A 23,718-nucleotide genomic window follows, 5' to 3' on the forward strand; every position below is an offset into this window, starting at 1 on the left:
AACGCGGGGTCACTTACGGCCCATCCGGGACCCCCTTATGGGCCGTATCTGACCCCGCGTTGCTTTCGTTCGATAGAAACAGAAGGGGTCCTTCCGGTCAAGCCGGAAGGACCCCTTCGTTGTTGAGCTGCCGCCTACTCGACGACGAGCAGCAAATCTCCACCCTGGACCTGTTCGATTGCCCCCACCGCGAGGCGCGAGACTGTACCGGCGACCGGCGTCGTGATGGAGGCTTCCATCTTCATGGCCTCGATCGTCGCTACCGTGTCCCCGGCTTTGACGGTGTCCCCGGCCTTTACAGTGAGGGTGACGGCACCTGCAAAGGGCGCGGCCACCTGGCCCGGCCGGGCGGTGTCGGCGCGTTCGGCCGCCTTGACGTTGCTGACCACGGAGCGGTCGCGGACCACGACCGGACGGGACTGGCCGTTGAGCGTGCACATTACTGTGCGCATGCCCTTCTCGTCCGGCTCGGAGACTGCCTCGAGCGAGGCGATCAGTCGGACACCCTTCTCCAGCTCAATCTCGTGCTCCGCGCCGCGCTGCAGACCGAAGAGGTAGTCACGGGTATCCAGCACCGAGAGGTTGCCGTAGGACTCCACACTCTTCAGGTAGTCCTTGGTGGGGCCGGCGAAGAGCAGCCGGTTGAGGGTCTGCTGCCGGGTCTTGGAGTCGGACTGGAGCGCGGCGCTGTCCTCGGCGCTGAGCTCGACGTCGCGGACCTTGACGGTGCGGCCCTGCAGGGCCTTGGTCCGGAACGGTTCCGGCCAGCCTCCGGGAGGGTCTCCCAGTTCACCGGACAGGAAGCCGATCACGGAATCCGGGATGTCATACTTCTGCGGGTTTTCGTTGAAGTCGGCCGGGTCGGCGTTGAGTCCCACAAGGTGCAGGGCAAGGTCGCCCACCACCTTGGAGGACGGGGTGACCTTCACGAGGCGGCCCAGGATGCGGTCCGCCGCGGTGTACATATCCTCAATTGCCTCGAAACGCTCGCCGAGGCCAAGCGCAATCGCCTGCTGGCGCAGGTTGGAGAGCTGGCCGCCGGGGATTTCGTGCTGGTAGACCCGGCCGGTGGGGCCCGGCAGCCCGGATTCGAACGGCGCGTACATGCGGCGGACGGCTTCCCAGTACGGTTCCAGGGCGCAGACGTTTGCAAGGCTCAGTCCGGTGTCGCGCGGTGTGTGGGCCAGCGCTGCCACGAGGGCCGAGGCCGAGGGCTGGCTGGTGGTGCCGGCAAGCGAGGCCGACGCCACGTCGACGGCGTCCACGCCGGCGTTCACTGCTGCCAGCAGCGTCGCCAGCTGGCCGCCTGCGGTGTCGTGTGTGTGCAGGTGGACCGGAAGGTCGAACCGTTCGCGCAGGGCCGTCACTAGGCGGGCAGCGGCGGCGGGGCGCAGCAGCCCGGCCATGTCCTTTATCGCCAGGATGTGTGCCCCGGCGTCGACGATCTTCTGTGCCAGCTCCAGGTAGTAGTCCAGGGTGTAGAGCTTTTCGTCCGGATCCATCATGTCCGCGGTGTAGCACAGTGCTACCTCGGCGACGGCGGTTCCGGTCTCGCGGACGGCGCGGATGGCCGGGGCCATCTGGTTGACATCGTTGAGGGCATCGAAGATGCGGAAGATGTCGATGCCGGTGGCAGCGGCCTCGTTGACAAACGCCACCGTGACCTCTTCGGGGTACGGGGTGTAGCCCACGGTGTTGCGGCCGCGCAGGAGCATCTGCAGGCAGACGTTCGGCAGCGCCTTGCGCAGGGAAGCGAGCCGGTCCCAGGGGTCTTCACCGAGGAAGCGCAGGGCTACGTCGTAGGTGGCGCCGCCCCAGGCCTCGACGGAGAGCAGCTCCGGGAGCAGCTTGGACACGGCAGGGCCGGCCGCGACGAGGTCGCGGGTGCGGACGCGGGTGGCCAGCAGCGACTGGTGGGCGTCGCGGAACGTGGTGTCCGTGACCGCGACGGCGTTCTGCTCGCGCAACGCCTTCGCGAAGCCTTCCGGACCCAGCTCCAGCAACCGCTGGCGGGAGCCGGGCCGGGCCGCGGCGTCGTCCACGGCCGGAAGTTTGGCGCCCGGGTCGCTGTGCACCGTGAGCTCGCCGTTGGGCTTGTTGACGGTGACCTCGGCGAGCCAGGTCAGCAGCTTGGTGCCGCGGTCGGCGGAGACCCGTGCCTTGAGGAGTTCAGGGCGTTCGTCGATGAACGAGGTGGCCACGTTGCCGGCGATGAAGTCGGCATCGTCCAGCACGGCCTGCAGGAAGGAGATGTTGGTGGACACGCCGCGGATGCGGAACTCGGCGAGGGCACGCCGGGCACGGGCCACGGCGGCCGGGTAGTCGCGGCCACGGCAGGTCAGCTTGACCAGCATCGAGTCGAAGTGCGGGCTGATCTCGGCACCCGAGTAGACGGTGCCGCCGTCGAGCCGGACACCGGCGCCGCCCGCGGAGCGGTAGCCGGTGATCTTTCCGACGTCGGGCCGGAACCCGTTGGCCGGGTCCTCGGTGGTGATGCGGCACTGCAGGGCAGCACCCTTGAGCTGGACGGTCTCCTGCGAGAGGCCCAGATCCGCGAGGGTCTCGCCGGCGGCGATGCGCAGCTGCGCCTGGACGAGGTCGACGTCTGTGACTTCTTCGGTCACGGTGTGTTCAACCTGGATGCGCGGGTTCATTTCGATGAAGACGTGCTGGCCGGCGCGCTCCCCCACGGTGTCGACGAGGAACTCCACGGTGCCGGCATTGACGTAGTTCAGTGCCTTGGCGAACTTTACGGCGTCGCGGTACAGCGCCTGGCGGATGCCCTCGTCAAGGTTCGGGGCCGGGGCGATCTCGATGACCTTCTGGTGGCGGCGCTGGATGGAACAGTCGCGCTCGAAGAGGTGCATGACGTTGCCCTCGGCATCGGCCAGGATCTGGACCTCGATGTGGCGGGGGCGCAGGACTGCCTGCTCCAGGAACATGGTGGGGTCACCGAAGGCGGCGTCGGCTTCGCGCATGGCGGCCTGCAGGGCCTCGGGCAGGGCCTCGCGGGTGTCTACCCGGCGCATGCCGCGCCCGCCGCCGCCGGCGACGGCCTTGGCGAAGATGGGAAAGCCGATCACGTCCGCGGCGGCGATGAGCTCATCGACGTCCTTCGACGGCTGGCTCGAATTGAGCACCGGGACGCCGGCCTTGCGGGCCGCCGCGAGGGCGGCAACCTTGTTGCCGGCCAGTTCCAGGACTTCGGCGGGCGGACCCACGAAGGTGATGCCGGCCTCGGCGGCGGCCCGGGCCAGGCGTGGGTTCTCGGAGAGGAAGCCGTAGCCGGGGTAGATGGCGTCGGCCCCGGATTCCTTGGCGACGCGCACCACCTCGTCGACGTCGAGGTAGGCCCGGACGGGGTGGCCCTCTTCACCGATCAGATATGCCTCATCGGCCTTCTGGCGGTGGATCGAGTTGCGGTCCTCGTTCGGGAACACGGCGACAGTCTTGGCGCCGAGCTCGTACCCGGCGCGGAAGGCACGGATCGCGATTTCTCCGCGGTTGGCCACCAGAATCTTCGAAAACATGCTTCTCCTGCATCTTTGCGGGCGTATCGGTAAGTGCTCACAGTGTCTAAGACCGGTGTAGGCAAACACAAATCTTTGTGGTCACGGTCACAGCATTGTGCGTCACGTATCCGGCCCCGGACAGGGGCACGCGCCGGTGGCCGGCGCAGCCTGGGCACGATCTGCCGCCCCGGGGCCCGATGAGACAGGTTTCGGCGGAGCATCAACATATGATGAGGAGGAGGGTGGCGCATGCACGCCCCGGCTCCGGAGAACGCAGGAGCCGGCAGGACCCCGTCCCGGCAACCGGCGTTAGGTATTGGTTTTTCAAGTGCAAGTAGTCAGCATCAGCAGCCTCAAAGGCGGTGTCGGCAAGACATCGGTGACCACCGGATTGGCGTCTGCGGCATTGGCCGCCGGCATCCCCACGCTCGTCGTCGACCTTGACCCCCACGCGGATGCAAGTACTGCCCTCGGGGTCCGGCCGGGCGAGCATCTCGATATCGGCAGGATGCTCAAGGCGCCCCGTCGTGCCCGCCTCGCCGACAACGTCGTCCCCAGCGGCTGGGTGGAACGCGCCGGCGCCAATGGCTCGGCCCCCGGCGGCTCTGCGGAGTCCATCCTGGATGTGGCCGTCGGTTCCGCCTACACCGGCATCTACGACCGCCCGGACCTCGGCCGCCGCGATCTGCGCCGCCTCTCCGCGGTGCTGGCTGGCGCGGAGAAGTACGAGCTGGTCCTCATAGACTGCCCGCCCTCGCTCAACGGGCTCACCCGGATGGCCTGGTCAGCGAGCGACAAGGTGACCCTCGTCGCCGAACCCGGGCTCTTCTCCGTCGCCGGCACGGAACGCACCATGCGCGCCATCCAGCTCTTCCGCGGCGAATTCGCCCCGAACCTCTCGCCCGCAGGCATCGTTGCCAACCGGGTGCGCAGTGGCTCGGCCGAACACACCTTCCGGCTCGCCGAGATGCAGTCCATGTTCGGCGAACTACTGCTCTCACCACACATTCCCGAGCAGGCCAACTGGCAGCAGATCCAGGGCGCCGCCCATTCCATCCACCACTGGCCGGGCGATTCCGCCAAGAACTCCGCGGCCCTCTTCGACGCGCTGCTGGCGAACCTGCTGAACTCCGAGGGTCTGCAGCCCGACCGCGCAGTCCGGGACCGCGGCAGGCGCTAGCAAAGCTCCCAGCCTCGCGCCGGGGACTCGACCAAACGGAAACAACGCGGGGTCACTTAGCGCCCATCCAGCACATCATGATGGGCGCTAAGTGACCCCGCGTTGTTTTTTGGGGACTGTGGGGCCGGAGCCTAGCCGATCTTGCGGGTTGCCCGGCGTTTGCTGAGTTCGTCGTCGGGGAACGACTGATCCGATACATGCTCGCTGGGAAGTGCCGCGAGGCTGCCTTCCACTTCGCGCCAGACCCGGCCGACGGCGATGCCGAAGACACCCTGTCCGCCCTGGACGAGGTCAATGACTTCGTCGGCGGAGGTGCACTCGTAGACGCTGGCGCCGTCACTCATGAGGGTGATCTGGGCGAGATCCTCGACGCCGCGTTCCCGTAGGTGCTCGACGGCGCTGCGGATCTGCTGGAGCGAAACGCCCGTGTCCAGCAGCCGTTTGACGACCTTGAGGACCAGGATGTCGCGGAAGCCGTAGAGCCGCTGGGAGCCTGAACCGGCGGCGCCGCGCACGGCGGGCTCCACGAGCCCGGTGCGGGCCCAATAGTCCAACTGGCGGTAGGTGATCCCGGCCGCTTTGCAGGCGGTGGGTCCGCGGTAGCCCGCGTCCTCGTCCAGGACAGGAAGATCCTCGGTGAACAGCAGGCCCTGGGCACCGCTAGCGGGCACGGCCACACCGGCCGTCGAGGGCTTGAGCTCGCCTGCTTCGCCTTTCGGACTCACGTGGATCCTCCTTGTCGTGGCTCCCCTGCGGAAGTTGCAGCATCAGCCAGCTATCTCTAGCTAAACGAACCGGCGGCGGATGAAATTTCATCCGTGTGATTCGGCCGGGCCGCACTTTCCAGTGTGGCCTCAGCGGCTGTCGTATGCAATGGGAACTTGTACCTCCGACGTTAGGCCTGCCGGGGCTCAAGGTCAAAGACGTTCGGGCTATTCGGAAGGCGTGTCGAAACTTTCATCCTCGACTTTAACCTTAACGTGACCTCAGCCAGCGAAATCTTCCGGTTCGACGTCGTCGAGGAACTCCCGGAAGCGCCGCAGCTCGCCTTCTTCATCGACGGCCGGGCCGGGGTGGGTGTCCTCCCCCTCGTCGTGTTCGGTGATCCTGACGCCCGCCTCGTCCATAACGGCGTCGGCGCACCAGATCCGGCACTTTGCCCGCAGGGCAAGTGCCAAGGCATCGGAGGCCCTGGAGCTGACGGTGGTGCCGTCCTCGAACTGGAGCTGGCCGTAGAAGATATTGTCCTCCACCGCCACGATGTTGACGCTGACGATGGTGTGGCCCAGGGATTCGACGACGTCAACGAGCAGGTCATGGGTCATCGGGCGGGGCGGAACGACGCCCTGCTGTGCCAGGGCGATGGCGCTGGCCTCCGGGGTGCCGATCCAGATCGGCACATGCCGCTCGCCGTGCATCTCTTTGAGCAGGACTAGCGGCTGGTTGGACGGCAACTCAATCCGCACACCCACAATCTCCACCTCAATCATCAGATGTCCATCCTCGAGATGCGGTCCTGGACCAGGGCCCGGTGCAGCGTCAGGCAGAGGTCACTGATTTCCCGCGCAGCCTCGGCGGCGCGGGCGTGCGAGGCGGCATCCTTGCGTGAAGTCAGCGTGGCCACCGCGCGTTCCACGAGGCCGAATTCGCGTTCGGCGGCTGCCTGGAACGGCCGCAGGTGCCGGGGTTCAAGGCCATGGCTCTCGAGTTGCACGCAGGCGCGGGCCACCTGGAGGGCGTGCTCATCGAACTTGCCGTTGACGTGCCCGATCAGTCCGAAACTCAGCAGCAACTGGAGGAGCGGAACGCTCGCGCCGGACTCGGCCCGGAGCTGTTCCTCGCTCAACCGGCGCACCCGGTTCTGCAGTTCGACGGCGAGATCCTCGGAGACGATCCGCGGGGACACCGTGACCCCGGGAGGCAGGTTGTCCGGCCGTTCGCCGCGGTCGATCGCGTCAAGGTAGTCCTTGATGACCTTCAGCGGCAGGTACTGGTCCCGCTGGAGGGCCAGCACAAACCGGAGCCGCTCGACGTCGCCCTCCCCGTACTGCCGATAGCCGGCCGGCGTCCGCTGCGGATTGATGAGTCCCTTTTCTTCAAGGAACCGGATTTTCGACGCTGTCATGTTGGGGAAGTCGTCGCTCAACTGAGCCAGGACTTCCCCGATGTTCAGAATCTGGGGTCCGCGCCGTTCCGCTTGTGCCATGGCCACAGGCAGCTACCCCGGAATCAGACGTTGCCTGCTGCGCGGGCAGGGCTCAGGTAGAAGGTGAGGCGGAACTTCCCGATCTGCACTTCGTTGCCGGACTTCAGCTCCACGGCGTCGACGCGGTCGTGGTTCACGTACGTACCGTTCAGGCTTCCGGTGTCCACCACTTCGAAGCTGCGTACCGTGCGACGGAACTCAACGTGCCGGCGCGAAACCGTGACATCGTCAAGGAAAATGTCGGCATCCGGGTGCCGGCCCGCCGTGGTGACGTCCGAATCCAGCAGGAAGCGCGCGCCGGTGTTGGGTCCGCTGTGCGCCACCAGCAGGGCCGAGCCATAGGGCAGCGCCTCGACGGCTGCCCGCTCCTCGGGTGAGAGCTTCGGCGTGATGGTGGGTTCGTCGCGCACCGGCGTGAGGTTGATCGACGTGGTCTCCGAAGCTCTCACTCCACCCGTGCCGTAACCGTCACCGGTGTCGTTCCGTTCGTGCCCAAACATTGAGTCCTCCTCATTCGTTGCAGGTGTCCCCCCTGCAAACAACGCATGCCGTCCGGAAAAGCCTGGCAGATCCGGTATTCAGCCCTTCGGCGGGCGTTGTCTGTGTGATTTTCCCAACAACCCGGTCCGAATGACTTTTCCTTTAGCCTACCTGTTGTTCGTACTCCGATGCACTGAGCAGCGACGCGACAGCGTCGGCCTCTGCAAGCTTGATTTCGATCAGCCAGCCCTCGCCGTACGGATCGGAATTGATCAGGGCCGAATCCGTGTCCAACGCCTCGTTGCGGGACACCACCTCACCCGAAACCGGGGCGTAGATGTCGCTGACGCTCTTGGTGGATTCAACTTCTCCGACGACGGCATTGGCCGTGACGTTGGTGCCCGCTTCCGGCATCTGGGCGTAGACGACATCCCCGAGGGCGTCCTGGGCGAAGTCCGTGATCCCCACGCGCACGACTCCGTCGGCGTTCGGGGCCGAAACCCACTCGTGTTCTGCGGTGTAGGACAGCTCTTCGGGAATGTTGCTCATGACGGGCCTTTCCTCGGGTCAATCACCAAATGTCGACGGCGGTTTACTGTTCTGTCCGCCGCTGAAAGTATAGGCATATCCGGCCGGGGCCCGGGAGGACTCTGACATGATGGTGCCATGACGGAACAAGCCGGTAACGGCTAGGCAATGCCAGAGCTTCCGGAAGTGGCGGCCCTGGCGGATTTTCTGGCCGGACACCTCCTCGGCGCTGCTGTCACGAGGGTCCGGATCGTCTCCTTCGCCGTGCTCAAAACGGCGGATCCGCCCTTCTCCCGGCTGGAGGGCCGGACCGTGACCGGGGTGCGCCGCTTCGGCAAGTTTGTCAGCCTGGATGCGGACGGGCTGTATTTTGTCTTCCATCTGGCGAGGGCCGGCTGGGTCCGCTTCACCGACGCGCCGACAGACACCCCGCTGAAAATGGGCAAGGGATACATTGCGGCGCGGCTGACGTTTTCCAGTGCCTCCGGCCCGCTGGGCCTGGACCTGACCGAGGCCGGCACGAAGAAGGGCCTGGCGGTCTACGTGGTCCGGGATCCGCACGACGTCCCCGGAATCGCCGCGCTGGGACCTGACCCGTTCAGTCCCGGGTTCGACGCCGATGCCCTGGCGGGGATCCTTGGTTCCAGTTCCCTGCAAATCAAGGGTGCCCTGCGCAGCCAGAGCGTGATTGCCGGCATCGGGAACGCCTACAGCGACGAGATACTGCACGCAGCCCGGATGTCGCCGTTCGCGATCGCCAAGTCCTTGGACCGGGATGCGGTGCAGTTGCTCTACGACGCCATCCACGAGGTCCTGGGAGCCGCATTGGCGGAAGCAGCGGGGAAACGGCCCAGCGACCTGAAGGACACGAAGCGGAGCCATATGAGGGTGCATGGCCGCGCCGGCGAAGCGTGCCCGGTCTGCGATGACACGGTGCGCGAGGTGTCCTTCGCGGATACCGCCCTGCAGTACTGTCCGGGCTGCCAGACCCGGGGAAAGATCCTCGCCGATCGCCGGAGGTCCCGGTTCCTGAAGTAGGCGCCGCGGCTGCGGGGGGCGGAACCTGCCGTCGCCCGCGTCCCTGGCGCTGGCGCTGGCGCTTACCGGCAGCCACGATACAAGACCACGTTCCCCGCGGCGGCCAAGGCAGTTGTCTCAACGATGCGAATGCTGATGATGGGTCCCCGGGATGCGGCAAGGGCACCCGGGCTGAGCGTTTGTCCCGGCGTCTCGGCATCACCGGGGTGTACACCGGGGAGGTATTCCGCGACCATGCCAGCAACCTCACCCCGCGTGGCCGGGAAGGCAAGGCGCATCTGGACGCCGGCGGCCTGGTCCCGGACACATAGACGAACCGTGTGGTGCGTGACCGGCTGAACCAAGCGGACGTCAGGGCCGGGTTCCTCGGGGACGGGTATCCCCGAAACACGGCGCAGCTGGCTGGACTCGACGCCATCCTCGACGGCAACGGGCAGGAGCTGGATGTCGCGGTGCCCATGCGAGGAGACGACGCCGAACTTGTCCGCCGGATGCTGCACCGCGTCCACGTTGACCGGACCTGACCGAGACCGGGGCTGCCCCCTCCCCCGCGACGATGCCACGCATCCGGTGATCAGCTGCCGCACCTCCCCGCGGGGAGCGTCGAGGTGCCTCAGGGCTTTTTCAGGAGTGCCTCGAGAAGCGGTAAGAGGGCGTTGCGTTGCGCCGCGTCAAGCCGGTGCATCACCAGGTCGCCTTCCGCGACCGCCTGCGACAGTTCTTCTCGCAGGCGGGTCCCCTTCTCCGTCAGGCTCAACAGCTTGACCCGGCGATCCGCGCCCGGAATCCGATCGACCAGGCCGCGGTCCTTGAGCTGATCAGCGATCGCTGTGACGTAGGACCGGTCGCAGGCGAGCTGCGCCGCCAGGTCCCCCATGGGCATGGGGGCGGCGAGCAGGACAATTGCACGCGCGAGATGGACGGGCAGACCAAACGCCTCGGCGAGGGAGCCGAAGGTGGCCTTCGCCTGCTCAGAAAAATCGACCAGCATGCTCGAGAGCACGCGAGCCTCCGCAACCTGCCCTTCCATGTCCTTCATGAAGCAATCCTATACAAAATCAATAGTTGAGTAGACCAAGCATTATGTTAGCATTCACCCATGACCACCGATGCAGCCGGCTCGACCCCGTTCGCTCAGCGGTCGTCCTGGTCGTCGGAGCGACCGGTTTCCTCGGGGGGCAGGTCGTCGACCAGCTCCTCGCGCGTGGAAAGAGTGTCCGCGCCCTGGTCCGGCCCGGCTCCGACGCCAGCGTGCTGGAATCTCGGGGAGTGGAGATTGCCCGAGGCGACATGCTCGAACTCGACTCGCTGGTCGAGGCCATGACTGGAGTCGATGCGGTCATCAGCACCGCGGCCGGATATACCAAGCCGAACAAGAACGCCACGGCCATCGACACGGTCGGCAACGCCAACCTCGCGATCGCCGCGAAGGCGGCCAACGTCGTGCGGTTCATCCTCACCAGCATCCTCACCTCGGACCAGACCCCACAGGTTCCGCACTTCTGGCACAAGAAGCTGGCCGAGGACGCGCTGGAGCAGCACGGCGTCCCCTTCGTGGCCCTGCGACCGGGTGCCTTCCTCGACCAGATCAGCCAGATGAGCGGTGACCCCTTCGAGAAGAAGCGGCTCATTTCGTTCGGCAGCGAAACCCTGCCTGTCACCTACGTGCTCACCGCGGACCTCGCCTCGCTCCTCGCCGCATCCGTCGACGCCGACATCAGTCCGGGAGAGCGCATCGACATTGGGTGGACCCGACCGGTCAGCATGCAGGAGATCGCCGACATCGCCTCGCAGCGACTCGGCGCAAAGATCCGGGTCCGCGCCATCCCCGTCCTGGTGCGCCGCTCCCTCACGACCGTGGTCGGTCTGGCAGTGCCCCGCGTCAAGGACATGGGCGCGATGTTCGCTTGGATCGACACCGGAAAGTACGTCGCCGACGTCAGCCGGCAGGAGGAGGTCTTCGGTCCGGCCCCCACCCCTGAGGACGCCCTCGCCCGATTTGCAGCCCAGCTCGGGCACTAGCGGGAGTTACCTGGCTGGCTTCGGTCAGCGTTCCGGAAGTGGTGGTCAACCCTGGTTTTGGCTGCGGAAGGGGGCAGGCCGGCCTCGTCGGCCTGGCGGCGCATGAGGTGCGCGATTTGCAGAACCGCGATTTGCAGAACGAGGCCAGGTGTTGTGCTCGGTCCAGTGCGGCCCCGCAGGAAAGAGTCACGGCGGAGCGTCCACAGAAACTGCGAGATGGCTTTCCGCTGGACAGGCCAAACTGACAACCAGAAAAGTCCCGGAAACCCTTGGGTTTCCGGGACTTTATGGTCGGGCTGACAGGATTTGAACCTGCGACCCCTTGACCCCCAGTCAAGTGCGCTACCAAGCTGCGCTACAGCCCGTTAGTTCCGCCGTTCTCCGCTCACGATGCCATTCTCCTGTGTATCCAAAAGACTTCATCCGAGCAGTCCGGCCGAACCACCTCCAAAAGCTTACACGATTCCGGAGGGTGCCTGTGACACTTTAAGCATGTCACGGGCGGGCGTGCCGGAATTAGCGCTTCTTGCCGCGCTTTTCACGGACCCGCATGTTGACCTCGATCGGCGTGCCCTCGAAACCGAAGGTTTCGCGGAGCCGGCGGGTGATGAAGCGGCGGTATCCCGGATCGAGGAACCCGGTGGTGAAGAGCACGAACTTCGGCGGGCGGCTGGAGGCCTGGGTGCCGAACAGGATGCGGGGCTGCTTGCCGCCGCGGACCGGGTGCGGGTGCGCTGCCACGAGCTCGCCGAGGAAGGCGTTGAGCCGTCCGGTGGGGATGCGCTTGTCCCAGCTTTCCAGGGCGGTGTCCAGGGCCGGGACGAGCTTGTCCTTGTGCCACCCGGTCAGCGCCGAAATGTTGACCCGCGGGGCCCAGGCCACGTGGGCCAGGTCCTGCTCGATTTCGCGCTCCAGGTAGGTGCGGCGTTCGTCGTCCAGCAGGTCCCATTTGTTGAAGGCCAGCACCAGCGCACGGCCGGATTCGATCGCCAGCTGAAGGATGCGGACGTCCTGCTCGCTGAGCACTTCGTCCACGGCAAGGAGCACGACGGCGACCTCGGCCTTTTCCAGCGCACTCTGGGTACGCAGGGAGGCATAGTAGTCCGCGCCCTGGGCCATGTGCTGGCGGCGGCGGATGCCGGCGGTGTCGACAAATCGCCAGGTACGGTCGCCGAGTTCGATAAACTCATCCACCGGATCCCGCGTAGTGCCGGCAGTGTTGTCCACCACGACGCGATCGGAGCCGGCAAGCTTGTTCAGCAGCGAGGACTTGCCGACGTTCGGGCGGCCGATCAGGGCGATGCGGCGGGGTCCGCCGGAGCGCTCGAGTCCTTCGATCGTGGAGAACTCCGGGAGTGTGTCCATAACGTGGTCCAGCAGGTCGGCGACGCCGCGGCCGTGGAGTGCCGAGACGGGGTACGGCTCGCCGAAGCCGAGGCCCCAGAGCGAGGCCGAGTCGGCTTCCTGGGCGAAGTCGTCCACCTTGTTGGCCACCATGATGACCGGCTTCTTTGACTTGCGCAGCATCTTCACGACGCCCTCGTCCGTGGCGGTGGCACCGACGGCGGAGTCGACGACGAACAGCACGGCGTCGGCGAGTTCCACGGCCATCTCGGCCTGTTCGGCGACGCGGGCGTGGATGCCGCGGGCATCGTGCTCCCAGCCGCCGGTGTCGACAACCGTGAAGTTCCGGCCGTTCCAGGTTGCCGAGTACATCACACGGTCACGGGTGACACCGGGGGTGTCTTCCACAACGGCCTCGCGGCGGCCCAGGATCCTGTTGACCAGGGTGGATTTGCCCACGTTGGGGCGGCCGATGATGGCCAGGACCGGGTCCAGTTTGACCGGACCGTCGAAGTCCTCGTCGTCGTACTCGCCGCTCAGGAGTGCGGCGTCTTCCTCATCCAGCTCGTAGTCGTCCAGGCCGGCCCGGAGGGAGGCCGCGCGGACCTCTGCTTCCTCGTCGTCCAGGGCGGCGAGATGCTCGGCCACCTGGTCCGTGCCGGTGGGCGTGTATTCGTCTTCGCCGGCGCCAATTTGGCCGGAGGTTTGAGTCGTATCGCTCATTGCACTTTCCTTATGGGGTGATCTGCCGGCGTCCCGGCTACTGCTTTATGACGTTCTTGCGGGGAATCCGCGTCGGGCAGGGGCTGCCCTGTTCTTAGGATGGAGTCCTGGACATGGCGGGCCAGCGCGGCGCGGATCTCGGTTCCCGCCCTGTCCATTGAAACACGCCCGGTCTCGCCGGGCCTGCGGCTGACATTGAGGGCCCCGCCGAAGCTGACATGCAACCGCCGGCGGAGCCGGGGAACGGCGTTGAGGTCTTCGCCGCCGATCCGGGTGCCAAGGATGGCCACGGGAACCACGGTGGCCCGGGAGTTCAGCGCGAGCCAGGCCACGCCGTTGTTGATCGCGGAGGCTTCGCCGCTGCCCCGTGTTCCCTCGGGCAGAATCCCGACGCACCGTCCGGCGTCGAGCACCCGCCTGGCCAGGTGGAGGGCAGCACGGTCACCCGCGCGGTCAACGGGCAGCTGGCCGGAGGCCTGCAGCACCCGGCCCAGTCGGCCGGCGAACATTTCCTTCTTGACCAGGATGTGCATGGCGCGGGGCGAGGCCCCGAACATGACGGGCCCGTCCAGGAAGCTGAGGTGGTTCGCGGCGAAGATCACCGGACCCGTCGCCGGCACGTTCGACCGTCCCGTCACCGATGTCCGGTACAGGACGTGGTCCAGGATCCAGCCGACCGGCCGGCTCCACGCCGTGGTCCAGCGTGCCGGGAGGGGCGGATCTGCCTCAATCCGTGTCTGCGGCCGGGCCTCAGTCACGGTTGATCGCCTTGTGATCGATGATGCCGGTCACGATGCTGAGCGCCGCGTCGACGGTTTCGTCGAAGTCGAGCTCCGAGGAGTCCAGCGTCACGACGCCGTCGGCGGCCTGGGTGAAGTTCACCACGGTGGAGTCCCTGGCATCACGACCGGTGACCTGCACGGCAAGCTGTTCGGCGCTCTGGCTGCCGCCGAGCTGGATGCCCCGGCGGCGCAGGCGCGCCTCTTCGCTGGCGGTGAGCAGCAGCCGCACTTCGGCGTGGGGCGCGACGACGGTGGTGATGTCGCGGCCTTCGACCACCATGCGGCGGTGGTGCTTTTCAATCAGCTCACGCTGGCGCCGGATCAGTTCGGTGCGGGCGCCGAGGGTGGTGGCGACGGCGCTCACGGCTGCGGAAATCGACGGTTCGCGGATCGCGAGCGTGACATCGGTTCCACCGACGCGGACATACTCTTCCAGCGGGCTTGTGCTGATCTCCAGCGGCATGCTCTTGGACGCGGCCTCGACGGCGGCCCGGTCCGCCAGGTCGGTGCCGCCATCCAGGCAGAACCAGGTCAGGGCCCGGTACATGGCACCGGTGTCGAGGTACGCCAGTTTCAGCCGGCGGGCCACCTCCTTGCTGACGCTGGACTTGCCGGAGCCGGACGGCCCGTCGATGGCCACCACAAGGCTTTTGCCCGGGCGGACAACGTCCATGGTCTCGATGAGTTCCTGGGTCATTACTGGAGCACCCGCCATCCGCGGTCATTGAGGGCTTCGATTAACAGGTCGTGTTTGTTCGGCAGCACGGAGATCTCCACCATGCCCACGTTTTGGCCCGAGGAGTGGTCCAGACGGAGGTCCTCAAGGTTGACGCCGATCTCGCCGATCTCCGTGAGGAGCCTGGCGATCTGTCCCGGGGTGTCATCCACCAGGACCGTCAGCCAGGAGTACGCCTGCGGCGGTCCGCCGTGCTTGCCCGGAATGCGGGCCTGGCCGGCGTTGCCTTCGCTGATCAGCTGCGCGAGGTCCAGCCGGGCCCCCGGCGCGGTGGGGTTCTCGAGCGTGCCGATCACCCGGTTGAGGTCATCGCGGACCCCGTGCAGGACGTCCACGACCTGATCCGCGTTCGCGCCCAGGATCTGCACCCAGAGGGTCGGATCGCTGGCAGCGATGCGCGTGACATCCCGCAGGCCGTTGCCGGCGAGGGACAGCGCATGCAGGGGCGTGCCCTGCAGCCGGCTGGCTACGAGCGAGGCCACGACCTGGGGCACGTGCGAGACAAGCGCCACGGCCGCATCGTGTTCCTCGGCACCGAATTCGGAGACGACGGCGCCGAGGTCGGCGGCCAGTGCGCGCGCTGCTTGCAGCGACTCGGGCAGGGTCTCTGCCGAGGGGCACAGCACCCACGGCATCGAGGTGAAGAGCTCGCCGCGGGCAGCGACCGGCCCGGACTTCTCCCGGCCCGCCATGGGGTGGGTCCCGACATAGCGGCCAAGGTCCGCGCCGCGGGCACGCAGATCGGCCAGGATGCCGGACTTGACACTGGCGATGTCGACGACAACAGCCTGCGGATAGTCCGCGAGGGCCCGTTCCACCACATCCGCGGTGACATCCGGCGGTGCGGCGACCACCACAAGCTCCGGCTGTTCCCCGTCAAGGCGCGACAAAGGAAGGCCTGCGCCGATGTCGACGGCCACGGCCTGATGGGTGGGCGAGGGGTCGGAGAGGAACACTGCCACCCCCCGGCCCCGGAGCCCCAGCCCGATGCTGGTGCCCAGGAGCCCGGTCCCCACGACCACCACCGGACCGGACAGGTGGCCGCGGCCGTGGGTGCGAAAGGCGGACATGCCCTAGAGCCCTACGGATGCCAGCAGGTGGCCGACTTCCTGCTTGCCGAGGTTGCGGATGCTGCCCTGGCGCTGGTCGCCCAGGCCGATGGGGCCGACCTTGACCCGGACCAGGCGCAGCACCGGGAAGCCGACGGCGTCGAAGAGGCGCCGGACGATCCGGTTCTTGCCCGAGTGCAGCACCACCTCGATCAGCACGTGGCCCGGGGTGGAGTCCACCAGCTTGAAGGAGTCGACCGAGGCGATGCCGTCTTCGAGTTCGACGCCGCCCTTGAGCTCGGCACCGATGCCCTGCGGGAAAGGCCCGCGGACCTGCACGAGGTAGGTCTTGGGGACTTCGTAGGACGGGTGCGTGAGGCGGTTGGCGAGTTCGCCGTCGTTCGTCAGCAGCAGCAGTCCCTCGGTGGCGACGTCGAGCCGGCCGACGTGGAAGAGGCGTTCGCCGTGGCTGTTGCGGACGAAGTCGCTGATGCAGGGACGGCCGTCCGGGTCTTCCATCGTGGAGACAACACCCTTGGGCTTGTTGAAGACCATGTAGACCATGTTCTCGTCCAGCTGGATGCGGAGACCGTCGACGTGGATCACTGCGGTCGTGGGATCGACGCGGACGCCGAGTTCGGTGACGACCTGGCCGTCGACCTCGACGCGGCCTTCGGCGATCATTTCTTCGCAGACCCGCCGTGAGGCAACACCGGCCGACGCCATGACCTTCTGCAGGCGGGTGCCTTCCTGGTCGTGCAGGTCAGACTGGGGCACCTCGGCGCGCGGTCCGCGCTTCCGGGCCGGCTTGCGCACGGGGCCCAGATTCTGGCCGAAGCGTTCGCTGCCGAACGCGCGCGGGCCAGCGAACTTCGCGGCGCCGGTGCGGGGCTTGGGCTTGAGGGCACCGGGGGTCCCGGGTGCCTTCCCGAAGCCGGGCTTGCGGGCGGCAGCCTTGCGGGCTGCTTCCTTGCCGGACGGCGCCTTCGACTTCCATTCGCCGGCAGCCGGGCGGCCCGCCGACGGCTCGCCGTCGGGACCCTGGAGGTCCGGATCGATGAAGGCCTCTTCGCGAGGCTTGGGGTGCTTGAAGGGGCGGTCTCCGCCGCCCTTGAAGCCGGCTCCTCCGGTACGGCTACCGCCGCCCTGGAAACTGCGGCCGGCACCTCCCTGAGCCGGGCGGCCAGTGCCGCCCTGTGCGCCGCGGCCTGAGCCCTGCGCTGGGTTTTGTCCGGCACTGTTGCGTCCCGAACTGTTACGTGGTGAACCCTGGCGTCCCGCCTGTGTCATGACCCGTCCTTCGTTTGTTGGCCAACGGCCGCTGTCTCCCGACAGCACCCGCCCGCTGGGGCAAAATGGTTCTGCCCTGGTGGATACTCGTGCGCAGGCAGTAGTTCCTGCCTACATTCTTCCTGCGTCGTAGAACTCTTCGATGCCTTCCAGCCCCGGAAGATGGGGTGAAAGCTGCGGCAATTCAGCCACCGAGCCGATTCCCATCCGTTCCAGGAAATACGACGTCGTCCGGTACAGGATGGCCCCCGACTCGGGATCTGTTCCCGAATCCTCGATCAGCCCGCGCTGCGTCAGCGTCCGCACGACAGAGTCAACATTGACTCCTCGAATTGCAGACACCCGCGCCCTGGAAACGGGCTGGCGGTAAGCGATGACGGCGAGCGTTTCGAGCGCCGCCTGCGTCAGCCTGGCTGTCTGACCCTCCAGCACGAAGCCGCCGACGATATCGGCGAATTCAGCGCGGGAATAGATCCGCCAGCCTCCGGCGATACTCCGCAATTCAAAACCCCGGGGGGTGGAACTGAAGCCGTTCAAACTGGCGTCATCCACATCCGGGGCATTAACAGTATAACCGCCATACTCCCGCTGCAGTTCCGCGAGCAACTGCTCGACGACGTCGACGGTGAGGTTCAGCCCCGCTGCCAGCTCGGTGGCCGTGGCCGGCTGGTCGATCACCATCAGCACGGCCTCGAGGGCCGCGCGGGCACCGCCGGGAAGGCTTCCGACGTCGGGCCCGGCGTCGGCGGCTGCTTCCGGCGCTGCATCTGCTGCCGGCTCAGGCTGGTTCCCACTCACGGCTGCTCCTCATATTCTTCACTCAGGTTCTCGCTGCTCCAGCTCCCGACGTCGGCGGTCCAGTGCACGGTCAGGTCGCCCAGCGGCAACAGCTGGTCGAAGGCAACCACCCGGTCCCGGAACATCTCCAGCAGCGCCAGGAACCGTGCCACCACAACGAGGGTGGATGCGGCGTCGGCGATCAAGGCCCGGAACGTGAGCGGGGCGCCGAGCCGCAGCCGGTGCCCCAGCAGCTCGGCCTGTTCCTTGACGCTGACCGGCGAGCCGTGGAGGTGGGCCAGACCCACCACGGTAGGGGCGGCTTCCCGGGGCTTGAGGGCGGCCTCCGCCAGGGCGGCGAACTGCTGCGGGGTGTGCCGCCAGAGGAGCTCCGGGAGCAGCGCTGCAAAGTGTCCTTCCAGCGCCACCTGCCGGGGGTAGCGCCCGGCCTCGAGTTCCAGCGTGGAGCCCATCATGCCGGCCACGTGTTTGAAGGCCTTGTACTGCAGGAGCCTGGCGAAGAGCAGGTCGCGGGCTTCCAGCAGCGCGATGTCCAAATCGTCTTCGACCTCGCCGGCGGGGAGTAGCCGGGCGGCCTTGAGGTCCAGCAGTGTGGCGGCGATGAGCAGGAATTCGCTGGCCTCGTCGAGGGCCCACTCCGTCCCCTGCGCTTGCAGGGCCCTGATGTACTTGATGAATTCATCGGTGACCGTGGACAGGGCCACCTCGGTGATATCCAGCTGGTGCTTGGAAATCAGGCCCAGCAGCAGGTCGAAGGGTCCCGTGAAGTTGGCCAGCCGGACCTCGAATCCGGGCTTCCTGCCGGACCCCGGCCGCAGCGGGCTAGCCGGGCCTGCCGGTCCATCCAGCTCCGCCGGCATATCCAGCTCCGCTGTGGGGGTGCCTGACTCTGCCATGGACCTGGCTAGGGCGCGCCGCCGCGCGAAATAAGTTCTTTGGCGAGGTTGCGGTAGGCATCCGCGCCGATGTGGTTGCCGGCGTAGCTGGTGATGGGCTCGGCCGCGACGGTGGCGTCGGCGAACTTAATGGAGCGCTTGATGACGGTTTCGAAGACCTTATCGCCGAAGGCCTCCACGAGGCGGGAGATCACTTCGCGGCTGTGCAGGGTGCGGGCGTCGTACATCGTGGCGAGCACACCGTCGACCTGGAGCCGCGGGTTCAGGCGGTCCTGGACCTTGTCGATGGTCTCCACGAGCAGTGCGACGGCACGCAGGGCGAAGAATTCGCAGATCAGCGGAATAATGACGCCGTGGGCGGCGGTCAGCGCGTTGACGGTGAGCAGGCCAAGGGAGGGCTGGCAGTCGATCAGGACGACGTCGTAGTCATCCTCAACCTTCTTCAGGGCCCGGTCCAGCACCTGTTCGCGGGCAACTTCGTTGACGAGCTGCACTTCCGCGGCGGAGAGGTCGATGTTGGCCGGGAGCAGGTCCAGGTTTTCGACGTCGGTGTGGTGGATGGCGTCGCGGATATCGACTTTGCGGTCCATCAGGACGTTGTAGACCGTGAGGTCCAGTTCATGCGGGTTGATGCCCAGGCCGGCGGAGAGGGCACCCTGCGGGTCGAAGTCCACGACGAGCACACGGCGGCCGAATTCGGCCAGCGCGGCCGCCAGGTTGATGGTGGAGGTGGTCTTACCCACTCCGCCCTTCTGATTAACCATGGCGATGACCCGCGCGGGTCCGTGGGATGACAGCGGTGCCGGCTCCGGAAAGTCGCGTTGAGGGCGCCCGGTGGGGCCCATAACGGCGTCTTCCAGATCGAGTTCGGTGCCTTCCAGAGTTGCTGAACCCTGTTCGCTGCTCACGTATCTATCCACACTTTCGATGACGGTGATTGTCGTGCTTGATATTGCTGCACTGGACTTCCAGCGCCGACCTTATTCCTCCCAAGGCTACAGCGCCCGACACGGTATTCCGCGGACCTTGACAGCGGCCAATATTTGAGCCTCAACCTTCTGGTAGAAGTCGAAGGTTCCGACCCTGGCACGAAAAACCGCCCGGACGCTGGCGGGCGTCCGGGCGGCTCTTGTGGGTCCGGCTGCTGCAGATCTACTTCACTGCGGCCCCGGCCCTGCTGCGGTCAGGCGTTCGCCAGCACGGGCCGGGCCGGCTCGGCGGCAGCATCCGCCGCGGTGTCGTGCGCACCGTGTCCGGCCAGCATGGTCTGTTCGTCGAAGGGCTCGTTGCCGGAGAGAACCCGTTCCACCTGTCCGCCGTCGATCTCCTTGACCCAGGTGCCGATCAGTACAGTGGCAACGGCATTGCCGGTGAAGTTGGTCAGGGCGCGGGCCTCGGACATGAACCGGTCGATGCCGACGATCATGCCGACGCCGCCAAGAAGCTCCGGCTTGTGGGCCTGGAGACCGGCTGCCAGTGTGGCCAGGCCGGCACCGGTGACACCGGCAGCACCCTTGGAGGCGATGATCATAAAGATCAGCAGGGAAACCTGGGCGCCGAGGTCCAGCGGGGTGCCCATGGCGTTGGCGACGAACAAGGAAGCCATCGTCAGGTAGATGGCGGTGCCGTCAAGGTTGAAGGAGTAGCCGGTGGGAACGGTGACGCCGACGACCGGCTTGGACACGCCGAGGTGTTCCATCTTCGCGATCAGGCGGGGCAGCGCGGCTTCGGAGGAGGACGTCGAGAAGATCAGCAGGTATTCGCGGCCGAGGTACTTCATGAGCCGGAAGATGCTGACGCCGGCAACGATCCGGAGCAGTCCGCCGAGGATCACGACGATGAACAACGCGCATGTGATGTAAAAGGCACCCATCAGGGTGGCCATGCTGACGATGGCCTGGAAGCCGGTGGCACCGACGACGGCGGCAATCGCACCGAACGCGCCGACCGGGGCCAGCCACATGATCATGATGAGGATCCGGAACACGAGGGCCTGGCCATGGCCGACGGCCTTGAGGATCGGGGTGCCCTGCGGGCCCATCTTCTGCAGGGCGAAGCCGACCAGGATCGCTGCGAGCAGGGTCGGCAACACCGGAATGTCGCCCGGGATGATGCCCAGCAGGAAGTCGACCGTGCTGTCCGTGGCGGCCTTCTTGCTCGGATCATAGGCGGCAAGCTTGAGGCCCTCTCCCGGGTGGATCAGGTTGCCCACCACAAGGCCAATGGCCAGCGCGAAGGTGGACATGACCATGAAGTAGCCGAGGGCCAGTCCGCCGACCTTGCCCACCGTGGCGGCCTTGGCGATGGAGCCGATGCCCAGGACGATGGTGCAGAAGATCACCGGGCCGATCATCATCTTGATGAGTTTGATGAATCCGTCGCCCAGCGGCTTGAGGGACTTGGCGAACTCGGGGAACAGCAGCCCGACCAGCCCACCGAGGATGACGGCCGCGATAACGGCGATGTAGAGGTAGTGGGACTTGTCAAGCCCCTTGCGCTTCGTTTTTGTCGGCGTGGTGCCCGGCTTCGCGGCAGATGCCGCCGACTCTCCTCGTTGAGAGGCCATGGTGTTCTCCTTGGATAGGCTGGACATTGGTGCGGCACAGGCTGTTGGCCCCATCACGTCCGTTCTTGTGTGTAACCCCATCATTGATGACGGGGTGACGCGCATCACCCTTGCGTTCATATTGGTCATGGAAGGTGTTGATGATCCACAGCTGGAGCATCGCCCGCAGGCTCTTTGTGGCCCATCTGCTGTTTATGGTGGCGCTGACAGCCATCGTCGGCACAGCCACCTTCGTTGACGCGCGCGATCATGCCTACGAGGAGGCCGGCCGACGGATGGCCGGGATTGCGGTCGCAGTGGCCGACACACCTTTCGTGCTGGAGGCGGCGGGCGCCGCCGACCCGTCGGCACTGCTCCAGCCGTATGCCCTGGCGGTCATGCAGGATGCGGATGCGGACTTCATCACGATCATGGCCCCGGACCGCACCCGGTGGACCCATCCCCGCGACGAGGAGCTCGGGAAGCCCTACATCGGCTCCATCGACGCGGCCCTCAACGGCCAGGTCTTCACCGAGATCACCGCCGGCACCCTGGGCCCCTCGGTCCGCACCATCGCGCCGGTGAAGGACGCGGACGGCACCGTGCTGGCACTCGTCTCGGCCGGCGTCACGGTCCGCACCGTGGACGTCGCCATCTCCGGCAGGCTGCCGGCCCTCCTTGCCATTGGCCTGGCCCTGCTCGCGGGCGGTTCGGTGGCGTCCTGGCTCCTGGGGCGGTACCTGCGCCACGTGACGCGGGGCTGGGGCCCGGAGCAGCTGGCCCAGCTCTTCGCCTACTACGAGTCGGTGCTCCACTCGGTGCGCGAGGGCGTCATCCTGATCGATCCCAAGGGCAAGGTGGTGATGTACAACGATCAGGCCGCCGCGCTGATGGGTCTCCCGCCCGGCCCGTCCGACGGCGGCTCACCGCCCGACCATAGGGGCGGCCGCAGCCTGGCGGCGCCGTCGCTCGCCGAACTGCCTCTGGCGCCGAGCCTCAAGGAGCTGTTCGAATCGGGCCGGACCGCCCTCGACGAGATCCATTTGACCGGCTCGCGGATCCTCGTGGTGAACCAGGGCGCCGCGGTGGGACCGGGCGACGCCGCGGGACGGCAGCGCACGGCAGTCTTTGGTACCGTGGCCACGATCCGGGACCGCACCGAAATCGAATCGCTGGGCAGCGAACTTGAAACCATGCGCACCCTCTCCGATGCCCTCCGCGCCCAGACCCACGAACACGCCAATCGGCTCCACACGATCGTCTCGCTGATGGAGCTGGGCCGCGGCGCCGAAGCACTGGATTTCGCCACCAAGGACCTCGAATTGAGCCAGCGGCTGACCGATGACCTGGTGAGCTCCATCGAGGAACCCGTACTGGGCGCCCTGATCATGGGCAAGGCCGCCGAGGCCCACGAGCGCGGCGTCGAACTGACCCTCAATACCGCAGGGAACGGGTCCGGCCCCACCGCAGTGACCGGCCTGGCCGTCCAGGACCTCGTGGCGATCCTGGGCAACCTGCTGGACAACGCCATCGACGCCGCGGCCGAGGCCCCGGCGCCGCGACTCGTGGAACTGACGGTCGGGACCGTCGCCGGGGCACTGGAGATCACGGTGGAGGACAGCGGGCCAGGCATCGATCCGGAGGCGGTGGAGGAGATCTTCCGGCACGGCTTCAGCACCAAGGCTGCCGGTCCTTTCGGCCGCGGCCTCGGGCTGGCCCTGGTCCGGCAGGCGGTGCACCGCCTGGGCGGTACCCTGACAATCACCAGCCCGGCCGGGGCGCTGTTCCACGTCACGCTGCCGACGTCACCGGCGGCATCGCCGCCGGCACCACTGACGACATCACCGAGGGCAAAGGGACAGCAATGAGCGATATCCGCGTACTCGTCGTCGAGGACGAGCCGATCGCCGCGGCCGCCCACGCGGCCTATATCGGCCGACTGGAGGGATTCACCCTCGCCGGCTCGGCCCCCGACGGACAGTCCGCCCTGCGGTTAATGACGGACTTCGCAGCCGCCGGGAACCCCGTGGAGCTGGTGCTGCTGGACATGAACCTCCCGGACCTGCACGGGCTCGACATCGCGCGCCGGATGCGCGCCGCTGGCCTCTTCGCGGACATCATCGCCATTACGGCCGTCCGGGAACTGAACATCGTCCGCAGCGCGGTGGCCACCGGAGTGGTCCAGTACCTGATCAAACCGTTCACCTATGCCACCTTCGCGGACAAGCTGGCCAGCTACCGGCTCTTCCGGCAACAGCTGGCATCCCCCGGCACCGGCCACTCCGGGGCCGGTGCCTCACAGAGCGATGTCGACCAGGCGTTTGCGAGCCTCCGGGCACCCTCCGAGCTGCCGCTGCCGAAGGGACTGGCGGTGTCCACGCTGGAATCCGTGCAGGACTTCATGAAGCAGCAGACCGGGGCGGTGTCTGCCAGCGAAGTGATGGATGCGCTCGGCATGTCACGGGTGACGGCCCGGCGTTACCTCGAATATCTTGCCGACGCCGGCACGGCCTCCCGGACCGCGCGCTACGGTGCACCCGGCCGGCCCGAGAACGAATACCGCTGGAACCGGCCGGGGGCGTAAGGCTG

The 23,718-nt window shown here is 66.8% G+C and carries 23 protein-coding genes and 1 tRNA gene; 7 read left to right on the plus strand and 17 right to left on the minus strand.

Annotated features, from left to right (window positions below; all coding sequences use genetic code 11):
* Positions 1-134: 134 nt before the first annotated feature.
* Complete coding sequence (locus ACZYZE_RS12285) at positions 135-3,530, minus strand: pyruvate carboxylase (RefSeq protein WP_459317132.1); 3,396 nt, start codon at positions 3,528-3,530, stop codon at positions 135-137.
* 310 nt (positions 3,531-3,840) lie between these two features.
* Between ACZYZE_RS12285 and ACZYZE_RS12290 the strand changes: the two genes are divergently transcribed.
* Positions 3,841-4,692, plus strand: a complete 852-nt coding sequence (locus tag ACZYZE_RS12290; protein ID WP_459317131.1) for a ParA family protein — start codon at positions 3,841-3,843, stop codon at positions 4,690-4,692.
* A 131-nt stretch (positions 4,693-4,823) separates the two neighbouring features.
* Here ACZYZE_RS12290 and ACZYZE_RS12295 read toward each other — a convergent pair whose 3' ends face one another.
* The 5 genes from ACZYZE_RS12295 to gcvH form a co-directional block, all read right to left on the minus strand.
* Positions 4,824-5,417, minus strand: a complete 594-nt coding sequence (locus tag ACZYZE_RS12295) for a MerR family transcriptional regulator (RefSeq protein ID WP_459317130.1) — start codon at positions 5,415-5,417, stop codon at positions 4,824-4,826.
* A gap of 261 nt (positions 5,418-5,678) precedes the next feature.
* Positions 5,679-6,182, minus strand: coding sequence for a bifunctional nuclease family protein (locus tag ACZYZE_RS12300; protein ID WP_459317129.1), 504 nt, complete (start codon positions 6,180-6,182; stop codon positions 5,679-5,681).
* Positions 6,182-6,898, minus strand: coding sequence for a transcriptional regulator FtsR (ftsR, locus tag ACZYZE_RS12305; protein WP_463907927.1), 717 nt, complete (start codon positions 6,896-6,898; stop codon positions 6,182-6,184). Before ftsR ends, ACZYZE_RS12300 begins: the two co-directional genes overlap by 1 nt.
* Positions 6,899-6,921: 23 nt before the next feature.
* Entirely contained in the window at positions 6,922-7,398 is a 477-nt protein-coding gene (locus ACZYZE_RS12310; protein ID WP_459317127.1) for an FHA domain-containing protein, read from the minus strand.
* Positions 7,399-7,540: 142 nt separating this feature from the next.
* Positions 7,541-7,927, minus strand: coding sequence for a glycine cleavage system protein GcvH (gcvH, locus tag ACZYZE_RS12315; protein ID WP_463907929.1), 387 nt, complete (start codon positions 7,925-7,927; stop codon positions 7,541-7,543).
* A gap of 147 nt (positions 7,928-8,074) precedes the next feature.
* Here gcvH and ACZYZE_RS12320 point away from each other — a divergent pair, with 147 nt between their 5' ends.
* The 3 genes from ACZYZE_RS12320 (at position 8,075) to ACZYZE_RS18915 (ending at position 9,468) form a co-directional block, all read left to right on the plus strand.
* Positions 8,075-8,944 carry an Fpg/Nei family DNA glycosylase gene (locus ACZYZE_RS12320; RefSeq protein ID WP_463907931.1) on the plus strand — a complete coding sequence of 290 codons (870 nt, stop codon included), beginning with the start codon at positions 8,075-8,077 and terminating at the stop codon, positions 8,942-8,944.
* A gap of 179 nt (positions 8,945-9,123) precedes the next feature.
* The gene (locus ACZYZE_RS18910) at positions 9,124-9,255 is read left to right on the plus strand and encodes a hypothetical protein (RefSeq protein ID WP_498049665.1); all 132 of its coding nucleotides are present in this window, start codon (positions 9,124-9,126) and stop codon (positions 9,253-9,255) included.
* 9 nt (positions 9,256-9,264) lie between these two features.
* Positions 9,265-9,468: a hypothetical protein gene (locus ACZYZE_RS18915; protein WP_498049666.1), complete on the plus strand. Its 204-nt coding sequence runs from the start codon at positions 9,265-9,267 to the stop codon at positions 9,466-9,468.
* 89 nt (positions 9,469-9,557) lie between these two features.
* Here ACZYZE_RS18915 and ACZYZE_RS12330 read toward each other — a convergent pair whose 3' ends face one another.
* Complete coding sequence (locus ACZYZE_RS12330; RefSeq protein ID WP_463907933.1) at positions 9,558-9,983, minus strand: MarR family winged helix-turn-helix transcriptional regulator; 426 nt, start codon at positions 9,981-9,983, stop codon at positions 9,558-9,560.
* A 44-nt stretch (positions 9,984-10,027) separates the two neighbouring features.
* Here ACZYZE_RS12330 and ACZYZE_RS12335 point away from each other — a divergent pair, with 44 nt between their 5' ends.
* Positions 10,028-10,966 carry an SDR family oxidoreductase gene (locus tag ACZYZE_RS12335; RefSeq protein WP_463907935.1) on the plus strand — a complete coding sequence of 313 codons (939 nt, stop codon included), beginning with the start codon at positions 10,028-10,030 and terminating at the stop codon, positions 10,964-10,966.
* A gap of 288 nt (positions 10,967-11,254) precedes the next feature.
* Here the strand turns inward: ACZYZE_RS12335 and ACZYZE_RS12340 are convergent.
* From ACZYZE_RS12340 to ACZYZE_RS12385, 10 genes are all read right to left on the minus strand, one after another.
* Positions 11,255-11,331: transfer RNA gene (locus tag ACZYZE_RS12340), tRNA-Pro, on the minus strand.
* A 151-nt stretch (positions 11,332-11,482) separates the two neighbouring features.
* Positions 11,483-13,033 (minus strand): ribosome biogenesis GTPase Der, encoded by a 1,551-nt coding sequence (gene der, locus ACZYZE_RS12345; RefSeq protein ID WP_459317122.1) that lies wholly within the window; start codon positions 13,031-13,033, stop codon positions 11,483-11,485.
* Positions 13,030-13,764 carry a lysophospholipid acyltransferase family protein gene (locus ACZYZE_RS12350; RefSeq protein WP_463907979.1) on the minus strand — a complete coding sequence of 245 codons (735 nt, stop codon included), beginning with the start codon at positions 13,762-13,764 and terminating at the stop codon, positions 13,030-13,032. Before ACZYZE_RS12350 ends, der begins: the two co-directional genes overlap by 4 nt.
* 19 nt (positions 13,765-13,783) lie before the next feature.
* Positions 13,784-14,512 (minus strand): (d)CMP kinase, encoded by a 729-nt coding sequence (gene cmk / locus ACZYZE_RS12355; protein WP_463907936.1) that lies wholly within the window; start codon positions 14,510-14,512, stop codon positions 13,784-13,786.
* A complete protein-coding gene (locus ACZYZE_RS12360; protein ID WP_463907938.1) occupies positions 14,512-15,621 on the minus strand; it encodes a prephenate dehydrogenase in 1,110 nt (369 codons plus the stop codon). Before ACZYZE_RS12360 ends, cmk begins: the two co-directional genes overlap by 1 nt.
* 3 nt (positions 15,622-15,624) lie before the next feature.
* Entirely contained in the window at positions 15,625-16,890 is a 1,266-nt protein-coding gene (locus ACZYZE_RS12365; protein ID WP_459317119.1) for a pseudouridine synthase, read from the minus strand.
* Positions 16,891-17,001: 111 nt separating this feature from the next.
* Positions 17,002-17,688, minus strand: coding sequence for an SMC-Scp complex subunit ScpB (scpB, locus tag ACZYZE_RS12370; RefSeq protein ID WP_459317118.1), 687 nt, complete (start codon positions 17,686-17,688; stop codon positions 17,002-17,004).
* Positions 17,685-18,584, minus strand: coding sequence for a segregation and condensation protein A (locus ACZYZE_RS12375; protein ID WP_459317117.1), 900 nt, complete (start codon positions 18,582-18,584; stop codon positions 17,685-17,687). The genes scpB and ACZYZE_RS12375 overlap by 4 nt, the downstream gene beginning before the upstream one ends.
* A gap of 8 nt (positions 18,585-18,592) precedes the next feature.
* Positions 18,593-19,492: a ParA family protein gene (locus tag ACZYZE_RS12380; RefSeq protein ID WP_459317116.1), complete on the minus strand. Its 900-nt coding sequence runs from the start codon at positions 19,490-19,492 to the stop codon at positions 18,593-18,595.
* A 275-nt stretch (positions 19,493-19,767) separates the two neighbouring features.
* On the minus strand, positions 19,768-21,150 hold the full coding sequence (locus tag ACZYZE_RS12385) for a cation:dicarboxylate symporter family transporter (RefSeq protein ID WP_459317115.1): 1,383 nt from the start codon (positions 21,148-21,150) through the stop codon (positions 19,768-19,770).
* Between the two features lie 140 nt (positions 21,151-21,290).
* On the opposite strand from ACZYZE_RS12385, the gene ACZYZE_RS12390 reads away from it, so the two are divergent.
* Positions 21,291-22,997, plus strand: coding sequence for a sensor histidine kinase (locus ACZYZE_RS12390; protein WP_463907942.1), 1,707 nt, complete (start codon positions 21,291-21,293; stop codon positions 22,995-22,997).
* Positions 22,994-23,713, plus strand: a complete 720-nt coding sequence (locus tag ACZYZE_RS12395) for a response regulator (protein ID WP_459317113.1) — start codon at positions 22,994-22,996, stop codon at positions 23,711-23,713. The genes ACZYZE_RS12390 and ACZYZE_RS12395 overlap by 4 nt, the downstream gene beginning before the upstream one ends.
* Positions 23,714-23,718 lie beyond the last annotated feature (5 nt).

This window comes from Pseudarthrobacter woesei, from assembly GCF_055412745.1.

Excerpts from the sequence above, each read along its gene's own strand:
- ACZYZE_RS12285 (WP_459317132.1), bottom strand. The coding sequence starts at position 3,530 with ATGTTTTCGAAGATTCTGGTGGCCAACCGCGGAGAAATCGCGATCCGT.
- ACZYZE_RS12300 (WP_459317129.1), bottom strand. The coding sequence starts at position 6,182 with ATGATTGAGGTGGAGATTGTGGGTGTGCGGATTGAGTTGCCGTCCAAC.
- ftsR (WP_463907927.1), bottom strand. The coding sequence starts at position 6,898 with ATGGCACAAGCGGAACGGCGCGGACCCCAGATTCTGAACATCGGGGAA.
- ACZYZE_RS12310 (WP_459317127.1), bottom strand. The coding sequence starts at position 7,398 with ATGTTTGGGCACGAACGGAACGACACCGGTGACGGTTACGGCACGGGT.
- gcvH (WP_463907929.1), bottom strand. The coding sequence starts at position 7,927 with ATGAGCAACATTCCCGAAGAGCTGTCCTACACCGCAGAACACGAGTGG.
- ACZYZE_RS12320 (WP_463907931.1), top strand. The coding sequence starts at position 8,075 with ATGCCAGAGCTTCCGGAAGTGGCGGCCCTGGCGGATTTTCTGGCCGGA.
- ACZYZE_RS12330 (WP_463907933.1), bottom strand. The coding sequence starts at position 9,983 with ATGAAGGACATGGAAGGGCAGGTTGCGGAGGCTCGCGTGCTCTCGAGC.
- ACZYZE_RS12335 (WP_463907935.1), top strand. The coding sequence starts at position 10,028 with ATGTTAGCATTCACCCATGACCACCGATGCAGCCGGCTCGACCCCGTT.
- der (WP_459317122.1), bottom strand. The coding sequence starts at position 13,033 with ATGAGCGATACGACTCAAACCTCCGGCCAAATTGGCGCCGGCGAAGAC.
- cmk (WP_463907936.1), bottom strand. The coding sequence starts at position 14,512 with ATGACCCAGGAACTCATCGAGACCATGGACGTTGTCCGCCCGGGCAAA.
- ACZYZE_RS12360 (WP_463907938.1), bottom strand. The coding sequence starts at position 15,621 with ATGTCCGCCTTTCGCACCCACGGCCGCGGCCACCTGTCCGGTCCGGTG.
- ACZYZE_RS12365 (WP_459317119.1), bottom strand. The coding sequence starts at position 16,890 with ATGACACAGGCGGGACGCCAGGGTTCACCACGTAACAGTTCGGGACGC.
- ACZYZE_RS12375 (WP_459317117.1), bottom strand. The coding sequence starts at position 18,584 with ATGGCAGAGTCAGGCACCCCCACAGCGGAGCTGGATATGCCGGCGGAG.
- ACZYZE_RS12385 (WP_459317115.1), bottom strand. The coding sequence starts at position 21,150 with ATGGCCTCTCAACGAGGAGAGTCGGCGGCATCTGCCGCGAAGCCGGGC.
- ACZYZE_RS12390 (WP_463907942.1), top strand. The coding sequence starts at position 21,291 with ATGATCCACAGCTGGAGCATCGCCCGCAGGCTCTTTGTGGCCCATCTG.
- ACZYZE_RS12395 (WP_459317113.1), top strand. The coding sequence starts at position 22,994 with ATGAGCGATATCCGCGTACTCGTCGTCGAGGACGAGCCGATCGCCGCG.